Origin of the sequence: Streptomyces viridosporus (assembly GCF_002078235.1) — a bacterium.
GTDB lineage: Bacteria > Actinomycetota > Actinomycetes > Streptomycetales > Streptomycetaceae > Streptomyces > Streptomyces viridosporus.
In genome coordinates this window covers 1-8,569 of the sequence record NZ_MSGP01000616.1, presented here as the reverse complement: position 1 = coordinate 8,569, position 8,569 = coordinate 1, and the positions used below count along the sequence as shown (strand labels likewise).

The 8,569-nt window shown below is 73.9% G+C and carries 4 protein-coding genes; all 4 read right to left on the bottom strand.

Features of this window, described 5'->3' with window-relative positions; all coding sequences use genetic code 11:
• Positions 1–37 precede the first annotated feature (37 nt).
• The 4 genes from B7L92_RS34360 to B7L92_RS34345 all read right to left on the bottom strand — a co-directional run bounded on the left by B7L92_RS34360 (position 38) and on the right by B7L92_RS34345 (position 8,167).
• Positions 38–1,105 carry a glucose-1-phosphate thymidylyltransferase gene (locus B7L92_RS34360; protein ID WP_081241155.1) on the bottom strand — a complete coding sequence of 356 codons (1,068 nt, stop codon included), beginning with the start codon at positions 1,103–1,105 and terminating at the stop codon, positions 38–40.
• Positions 1,106–1,320: 215 nt separating this feature from the next.
• Positions 1,321–5,610 (bottom strand): ribonuclease E/G, encoded by a 4,290-nt coding sequence (locus B7L92_RS34355; RefSeq protein WP_081241154.1) that lies wholly within the window; start codon positions 5,608–5,610, stop codon positions 1,321–1,323.
• Between the two features lie 260 nt (positions 5,611–5,870).
• The gene (locus B7L92_RS34350; RefSeq protein ID WP_081241153.1) at positions 5,871–6,647 is read right to left on the bottom strand and encodes a TIGR03936 family radical SAM-associated protein; all 777 of its coding nucleotides are present in this window, start codon (positions 6,645–6,647) and stop codon (positions 5,871–5,873) included.
• A gap of 470 nt (positions 6,648–7,117) precedes the next feature.
• Entirely contained in the window at positions 7,118–8,167 is a 1,050-nt protein-coding gene (locus tag B7L92_RS34345; protein WP_081241152.1) for a hypothetical protein, read from the bottom strand.
• Between the last annotated feature and the right edge of the window lie 402 nt (positions 8,168–8,569).

Below are 8,569 nucleotides of genomic sequence, written 5' to 3'. Positions count from 1 at the left end.
TAAACGTAAGGAGAGGGAGGCAGCGAAAGAAGTGCCGTCATGAGGAGATCTGCACCTTGCTGTGATCACCGAGCACGAGCCGGTGGGCCTTGGGGTTACGGGGAGCGGGCGTGACCTCGACGTTACGCCCGATGAGCGAGGCCTCCACCCGGCGCACGCCGGTCACGGACGAGCCCCGCAGGACGATGGAGTACTCGATTTCGCTGTCCTCGATCCGGCAGCCCTCGGACACCGAGGTGAAGGGGCCGATGTACGCGTCGTTGACCACCGTCCCCGCGCCGATGACCGCGGGTCCGACGATCCGGCTGCCGCTGATGCGGGCGCCCTCCTCGATGCGCACCCGGCCGATGATCTCGCTGGTCCCGTCCACCGCGCCCGCGTTGTGGGGCTCCAGGGTCTCCAGGACGGACCGGTTGACCTCCAGCATGTCGGTGACGTTGCCGGTGTCCTTCCAGTACCCGGAGATCGTGGTGGAGCGGACGTCCCGCTTCTCGTCGATCAGCCACTGGATGGCGTGCGTGATCTCCAACTCGCCGCGCCAGGAGGGCTCGATGGAGCGGACCGCCTCGTGTATGGCCGGGGTGAACAGGTAGACGCCGACCAGCGCCAGGTCGCTCTTCGGCTGCTTCGGCTTCTCCTCCAGGCCCACCACCCGGCCGTCACCGCCGAGTTCGGCGACGCCGAAGGAGGTGGGGTTGGGGACCCTGGTCAACAGGATCTGCGCGTCGGGCCGTTCGGTGCGGAACTCCTCCACCAGTCCGGTGATGCCACCGACGATGAAGTTGTCGCCGAGGTACATGACGAAGTCGTCGTCACCGAGGAAGCCCTGGGCGATGAGGACGGCGTGCGCGAGTCCCAGGGGCGCTTCCTGCGGGATGTAGGTGACCTCGATCCCGAAGCGGGAGCCGTCCCCCACCGCCTCGCGGATCTCGTCCGCGGTGTCGCCGACGATGATGCCGACCTCGCTGATCCCTGCTTCGGCTATCGCCTCCAGGCCGTAGAAGAGCACCGGCTTGTTGGCTACGGGCACCAGCTGTTTGGCCGAGGTGTGGGTGATGGGACGGAGGCGGGTCCCCGCTCCCCCCGAAAGCACGAGAGCTTTCACGTATTGCGCCCCAATACTCTGCTTACGCAGGGAGGAAAGTCCCTGTTTGTCCGAATTTGACGTTAATCTCAGACCACATCATAACCCTGACGCAGGAACGTCGATTCACCCATCATTCACGTATTCGATTCTTGTGCGACAGTCAAATACCGACAAAACCGCGATCCGCCCCCGGCCGGGCCGGGGGCGGATCGCGGTTCTCGCACGGTCCGACGTCAGTCCTCGTCGGCGGTGGTCGACACGGACGGAGGAGACTGCTGCTCGGCCGCCGCGGTCTTCTTCGCCGCCGCCTTCTTGGCCGTCGTCTTCTTCGCCGGAGCCTTCTTCGCCGTCGTCTTCTTCGCGGTCGCCTTCTTCGCGGTCGCCTTGGCGGCCGTCGCCTCGGCGGCGGGCTCCTCGGCGGCGGTCGCCTCGGTGGTCTTCGCCGCCTTCTTGGCCGTCGTCTTCTTGGCGACGGTCTTCTTGGCCGCCGTCTTCTTCGTGGCGGCCTTCTTCGCCGTGGCCTTCTTGGCCGCCGTGCGGGCGGCCTTCTTGGCCGGAGCGGCCTCGGCGGCCGCTTCCTCGGCGACGGCCTCCGCGGGCTCCTCGGCAGGCGCCGCCCCGTCCACCGGGGCCGCTTCCTCCGCCGGTTCCTCCGCCGGAGCCGACGGGACGACCACGACGGCCGCCTCCTCGGACGCGGTGGGCGTGGTGGGCTTGCGCACCGCGCGACGGCGCGGGCGGGCCGGGGCCGCGGCCTCGGCGGGAGCCTCGGCCGGAACGGCCGGAGCCTCCTCCTGCGGCTCGGGCGCCTCGGTGACCGTGGACACGGGCTCGGTCACCGTCACCACCGCGGCCTCCGCTCCCTGCGGCGAACCGGTCGGCGCGGAGACCCTGCGGGTCGCGCGGCGGCGCGTGCGGCCCTGGGGGGCGGCCTCCTCGGCGGCCGGGGCCTCGGCTTCCCGGGCCTCGGTCACCGGCTCGGCGACCACCGCGTCCTCGACGGCGGCGGGCTCCGCCAGCGCCTCGGCGGCCGGCTCCGGAAGCACCGGACGCGCGGCCTCCTGCTCCGCCGTCACGTCCTGGGCGGTCGGCACCTCGGCCGCGGGCCGGTCGGCCCTGACCGTCTCGCGCTTCGGCGCACCGGCCGGGGCCGACACCCGCCGGCTCGCCCGGCGGCGCGTCCGCCCGCGTGCGGCCGCGGCCTCCGCCTCGGCGACGCTGCTGTACAGCTCCTCGTCCGGCTCGATGGGGGCGCCGCCCTGCTCGAGCGAAGTCGGGAGCTCGGCGGAGGACACCGGCAGGGCGACCGGTTCGGGGGCCTCGGCCTCCGCCTCCGCCTCCTGCTCGGCCGTCTCGGCACTCGCGACGGCCTCGTGCTCGTGCGGCTGGTCCGCCGCACCGGCACGCGCCCGCTTGCGGCGCTTGCCGCCGCCACCGGCGGCCGCGGGCTGGTCCAGGTGGACGATGACACCGCGCCCGTTGCAGTGGACGCAGGTCTCCGAGAACGACTCCAGCAGGCCCTGGCCGACCCGCTTGCGGGTCATCTGGACCAGACCCAGCGACGTCACCTCGGCGACCTGGTGCTTCGTGCGGTCGCGGCCCAGGCACTCCAGCAGGCGCCGCAGCACCAGGTCCCGGTTGGACTCCAGGACCATGTCGATGAAGTCGATGACGATGATGCCGCCGAGGTCGCGCAGCCGCAGCTGGCGCACGATCTCCTCGGCCGCCTCCAGGTTGTTCCTGGTGACCGTCTCCTCGAGGTTGCCGCCCTGACCGGTGAACTTGCCGGTGTTGACGTCGATGACGACCATCGCCTCGGTCCGGTCGATCACCAGCGAACCGCCGCTGGGCAGCCAGACCTTGCGGTCCAGCGCCTTGGCGAGCTGCTCGTCGATCCGGTACGTGGCGAAGACGTCGACCTCGCTGGTCCACTTCTGCAGCCGGTCGGCGAGGTCCGGCGCGACGTGGGAGACGTAGCCGTGGATCGTCTCCCAGGCGTCGGGACCGCTGACGACGACCTTGGAGAAGTCCTCGTTGAAGATGTCCCGCACGACCCGGACGGTCATGTCCGGCTCGCCGTACAGCAGCGTCGGCGCGTTGCCGTTCTTGGACTTCTTCTGGATGTCCTCCCACTGCCCCTGCAGCCGCTCGACGTCCCGGCGCAGCTCCTCCTCGCTCGCGCCCTCGGCGGCGGTGCGCACGATGACGCCCGCGTCCTCGGGGACGATCTTCTTGAGGATGGTCTTCAGCCGGGCCCGCTCGGTGTCGGGCAGCTTGCGGCTGATGCCGGTCATCGAGCCCTCGGGGACGTACACGAGGTAGCGGCCCGGGAGGGAGACCTGGCTGGTCAGGCGGGCGCCCTTGTGCCCGATCGGGTCCTTGGTGACCTGGACCAGGACCGACTGGCCCGACTTCAGCGCGGACTCGATGCGGCGCGGGCCGTTCGCCATGCCCAGCGCCTCGAAGTTGACCTCGCCCGCGTAGAGCACGGCGTTGCGGCCCTTGCCGATGTCGATGAAGGCGGCCTCCATCGACGGCAGCACGTTCTGCACCTTGCCGAGGTAGACGTTGCCGACGTACGAGGTCGCCTGCTCCTTGTTGACGTAGTGCTCGACGAGCACGCCGTCCTCCAGGACGCCGATCTGCGTGCGGTCGCCGTGCTGGCGGACCACCATCACGCGCTCGACGGCCTCGCGGCGGGCCAGGAACTCGGCCTCGGTGATGATCGGCACCCGGCGGCGGCCCTGCTCGCGGCCCTCGCGGCGGCGCTGCTTCTTCGCCTCCAGGCGCGTGGAGCCCTTGATGGACTGCACCTCGTCGGACGGCTCGGCCGCCTTGCGCGGCTCGCGGACCTTGACGACGGTGCGCTCGGGGTCGTCGGAGGCGGGCTCGGCCTCGCCGGTGCTGTCACCGGCCCGGCGACGGCGGCGGCGACGACGCCGGCTGCTGCTGGAGCCCGTCCCGGCGTCCGGGCCCTCCTGGGACTGCTCGGCGGCTTCCTCCGCGTCCTCCGCGTCCTCCTCGGCCTGCTCCGCGGTGTCCTCGGCGTCCTGGGCGGCCTGCTCGGCGAAGACCCGGTCGCTCTCGGTGTCCGCGGACTCGCCGCCCTCGGCCTCGTTCTCGGCGGACTCGCCGCGCCTGCGGCGGCGGCCACCGCGGCGACGGCGCCGGCGCGAACCGGCGGTCTCGCCGTCCTCCTGGTCCTCGCCCTCGGCGTGGTCCTCGGCCGACTCGTCGGCCTCCTCGGCCTCGTCCTCGGTGCGGGTCGCGGGGGCGGCCTCGGCGGCCGGCGCGGCCTCGACCTCGTCGCCCGCACCCCGGCGCCGCCGGCGGCGCGAGGCGGCGGGCTGCTGCTCCTCGGCCCACTCCTCGGTCTCCTCGGGCTCCGCCGGTTCGGCCGCCCCGGCGGCCGCCTCGGCGGCGGCCCGCTCCGGGGTCTGGAACCGGGGCTCGGTGAAGACGGGCGGCTGGAACACGGCGACGGCCGGACGTGCCGGACGCCGCGGAGCGGTCTCGGTCTCGGCCCGGGCGGGCTCGGTGGAGCGCGCCGGCTCGGCGAACCCGGCGGCGGCCTTGCGGGTCACCCGGCGACGGCGCCGCGGAGCGGCGGCCTCGGCTTCCCCGGGCGCGGCCTGCACGGGCCCGGCCGTCTCGGCGGCGGGCGCTTCGGTGCTCTTCGCGGGGGTTTCGACGCTCTTCGCGGGCGCTTCGACGCTCTCCGCGGGGGTTTCGGCTACCGGGGTCTCCTCGGCGGTGCCGGGAGAGGCTGCGGTCGGCGCGGACTCGCCCGCGTCGCCCTCCGCCGCCCCGGCGGGCGCGGTGGCACGGCGCGAGACGCGACGCCGGGTACGGCGCGGCGCGGTGTCCTCGGTGGTCTCGGCGGGCGCGGTGGCCTCGGCTGCCGCGGGCGCCTCGGAGACCTCGGCGGTGACTTCCCCGGCTTCGGGGGCCTCCTCGGTCCCGGCGGCCCGCGCGGACGGCACCGGCTCCGGTGCCTCGGCGTTCTCCGCCTTTCCGGCGGTGGCCGCCGTCGGTGAGGTCGCACTGCGCGTCGCGCGGCGGCGGGTGCGCCGGGGAGCGGCGTCCTCGGAGGAGACGGCGCTCTGCCCGGGAGCCTCAGGGGCCCCGGGGGCCTCGGTGTCCTCGGGCACGGCCGGAGCGGTCGCCGCTACGACGGTCTCGGCGGCCTCCGCCGCCACCGGTGCCCCGGCGGGCGCGGAGGCGCGGCGGACGACGCGACGACGCCGCGGCGCGGCGGTCCCGGGCGCCTCGGGAGCCGCTTCGCGGCTCTCCTTCCCGGCCTCGGCGCTCTGCTGCGCCACGGGCTCGGCAGCCCCGGAAGGCACCGAAGTGCCGACGGGTTCCGCGGCCGGTATGGCCGGCGTGACGGTCTCGGCCGTGCCGGCCGTCGCGGCGGGCGGGCCCGCCGGGCGGGACGCCGCACGGCGCCTCCGGCGCGGCGGCAGGGTGTCGCTGGGGGTGTTCGGTTCGGAGCCCTCGGTGGGCTCGATCGGTTCGAGCATGCGGGCGTTTCTCCCGTCAGGCTCCCGGGCGCCGCACCTGGTCCGGCGATGCCGGTGACGTCCGCGGCCCGCGCGATGCGCGGTTGCCGCCGTCCGGGGCGCGGGCGCCGCTCGGGAGCTCTCTGTGTCCTGTCTCACCGGTTCCGTACGCCGAATGCGCACGGCCTGGCGAAAGTCTTCTGGTCGGTGCGCTGCCCGACCCAGGTGGCTCCCGAGTTCGAGGGCGGCGCTACGACGTCCGTCCCTACGCGGAACCTTCCTTACACCGGCGCCGGCGCGGCGGCAGTGGCGGCGGCCGGATGCGGCTCGGTCGCTGCTGCCTCGCGGTCGGGCGCGAGCGGGTCGGTCACCGTGCCGGTCTCTTCATCGAACAGCCCCTGCGCCAGCCTGGTCACCGCTGCGGGGACCGGCGGCGCCAGGTCGGCCACGGCGGTGAGACCGGACAGGACGTCGTCGGGTCGTACGGCAGGCGTCACGTGCCGAACAACCAGCCGCAGTATCGCACAGGGCCGGTCGCTCGGCCTATCGGTCGGCGAGGAGTGCGTTTCCACCGTGTCCAGGCCGGCGACCGCGGAGCGGGCGTCGAAGGTGCGGACGCCGTTCTTGGTCCGGCGCTGGACCTCGACGGCCTCGGCCGCGTTGAAGGCGTCCACCGCGCGGCGGGCGTCCTCGGGGGCGACACCGTCCAGCCGCAGCTCCCACACGGAGGCCGTGAGCCGGTCGGCGAGCCCCGACGTGCGGGCCTCGACCGCCTCGATGACGTCGAGCCCGGTGGGCAGCGACGCGTCGAGGAGGGCCCGGAGCCGCTCGGGGTCGCGCGGCTCCGTGAGCGCGATCTCCAGGTACTCCGCCTCACTGCCCGTGCCGGTGGGTGCGGCATTGGCGTACGACACCTTCGGGTGCGGCGTGAACCCCGCCGAGTACGCCATCGGCACCTCGGCGCGGCGCAGCGCCCGCTCGAAGGCGCGCTGGAAGTCACGGTGGCTGGTGAACCGGAGGCGGCCGCGCTTGGTGTAGCGCAGTCGGATGCGCTGCACCGCGGGTGCGGGCGGCGGGCCTTCGGGCTGTCGCTTGCCCAGTGGATCTTCTCCTCGTTGCAGGGGGGCGCGGGTGCGCCTCCCTTCCAGCGTACGGCCGTGCGGCGACGTCCCGGCGGTCCGGTCCCGGTGGGGCACCGCGCCGGAAGCGGTCGTCGTCCTACCCAGGGTACGTGCAAGGCGGGCCGCAGGTTCCCGGTGGCGGCCCGGGAAAGTGGCCGGACGGCGGTCGTCGCCCGGCCCGAGCGGCGTCAGGGGGCGTCGCGGCCGGTGGAGGCCGCCTCGACGCAGGGGCCCGTCACCGCGAGGGAGCGCGGCGTCCGGCTGCCGTGACCGCCGGACACCGCTCCGGGCGCGGGCCGGCCCGGCTTCCGGGAGCGGTCGGCGCGCAGTGATCCAGTGGGGAACCGCAGGCCGGGGGGACCGCTCGGGCAGGCCGTCCGGCGGGCGGCAGCGGCGGAGAGCGACGTTCAGCTCTTCATGAGCGTGTCCGTCCCCTCGTCCGCGCGCCGCGTCCCCCGTACTTCCACCGGCTTCCGCGTCCCTCCGGGCCGCGGCGGCTCCGACGCGCCGAGGAGCATCCGGCGGACGTCGGCGCGGACCTGCCGGACCGTGGTGCGGGCGGAGGCGAGGGCCTCGCGTACGGCACGACCCGCGCGGCGGGCGGCCCCGGCGGCGGGCCGCAGCACGGTGTCGCGCACGACGTGCCCCACCGGTGTCAGCACGCTCCGGTACACCCACCGCACCGGCTCCACGAGGGTCCACCGCAAGAGGGTCCCCAGGAACCGTCCGACGGCGAGCGAGACGCGTCCGGCGACGCGCCAGGCGTGGCCGAGAGCGTCCCCGACCTCCCGCGCCACGACGGCGAGGACACCGCCGACGGGCACGAGGACCCGGTGCCACACGAGGAGCGCGGGCAGCACGAGCAGGATCCGGACGATCCAGTACAGCACCGTGCCAGCACCGGTGACGATCAGCGTCACCAGCCGCACGAGTCCTCTCGCGCACCGGGCGACGGCGTGCCCGGCCGGCGCGAGGACCCAGGTGTACAGCCACACCGAGGGCACCACGACGAGGTACCGCGCCAGCAGGGCCAGGCCCGCGCACACCCCGGCCCCGATCGCGGCGAACACGGCGCCCACCGCCCCGAGCGCCCGCACCACCGCGTGTCCGACGGGCGTCAGCACCCAGCGGTACAGCCCCACGGCGGGAAGGACCACCAGCACCTCCCCGAGCCGGGCCGACACCCTGCCGAGCGGCACGAGGACATACCGCCACAGGCCCACGAACGGCCACACGAACACCGCCCGCCCGATCCACGACACCCCCCGTCCGAGCGGCCGGACCACGGTGTCGTTCAGGAACCGCCCGGCGACGACGAGCGCGTCCCACGCCATCCGCACCGGTACGACCAGGACGAGCGCCACGATCCGCACGGGCATGCGGATCGCCACGACCAGACACCCCTCGGCCCGGGGTGCGTCCCCCCGGGCCGCGGGAGCCGACTTCTCCAGATCCATACCGGCACAGACGCCGGGGCGGCCCGCACGGATCCCGCACCCAGGGAGCTATACGCCTCATATGCTGAACGCCGATCGGCACCACACATTCCACGGAAACCCGCCGAGAACCTTTGGCCGAGCCCCGCCCTCAAGGGAAGAATCCTTTTTTCAGAGGGCGGGACCCATGACCGACCAGGCTTATATAAAATAATTTTCCCCTACGGCTGTTCACTCATTCGCCGCGCATCCAAGTGAAAAGGCCCACCGTTAGTCGCTATATGACGAAGGCAAGCACGCCCGGGCCGCTCGTGCCCGACGGGGAGCCGAGCGGCCCGACCTCTGCCCGCGGGCCGTCCGTGGGCCCCTACCTCCGCACTCCGGCCTCGGCGCACCCTCCGCCCGAGGCCGGAGTGCGGAGGT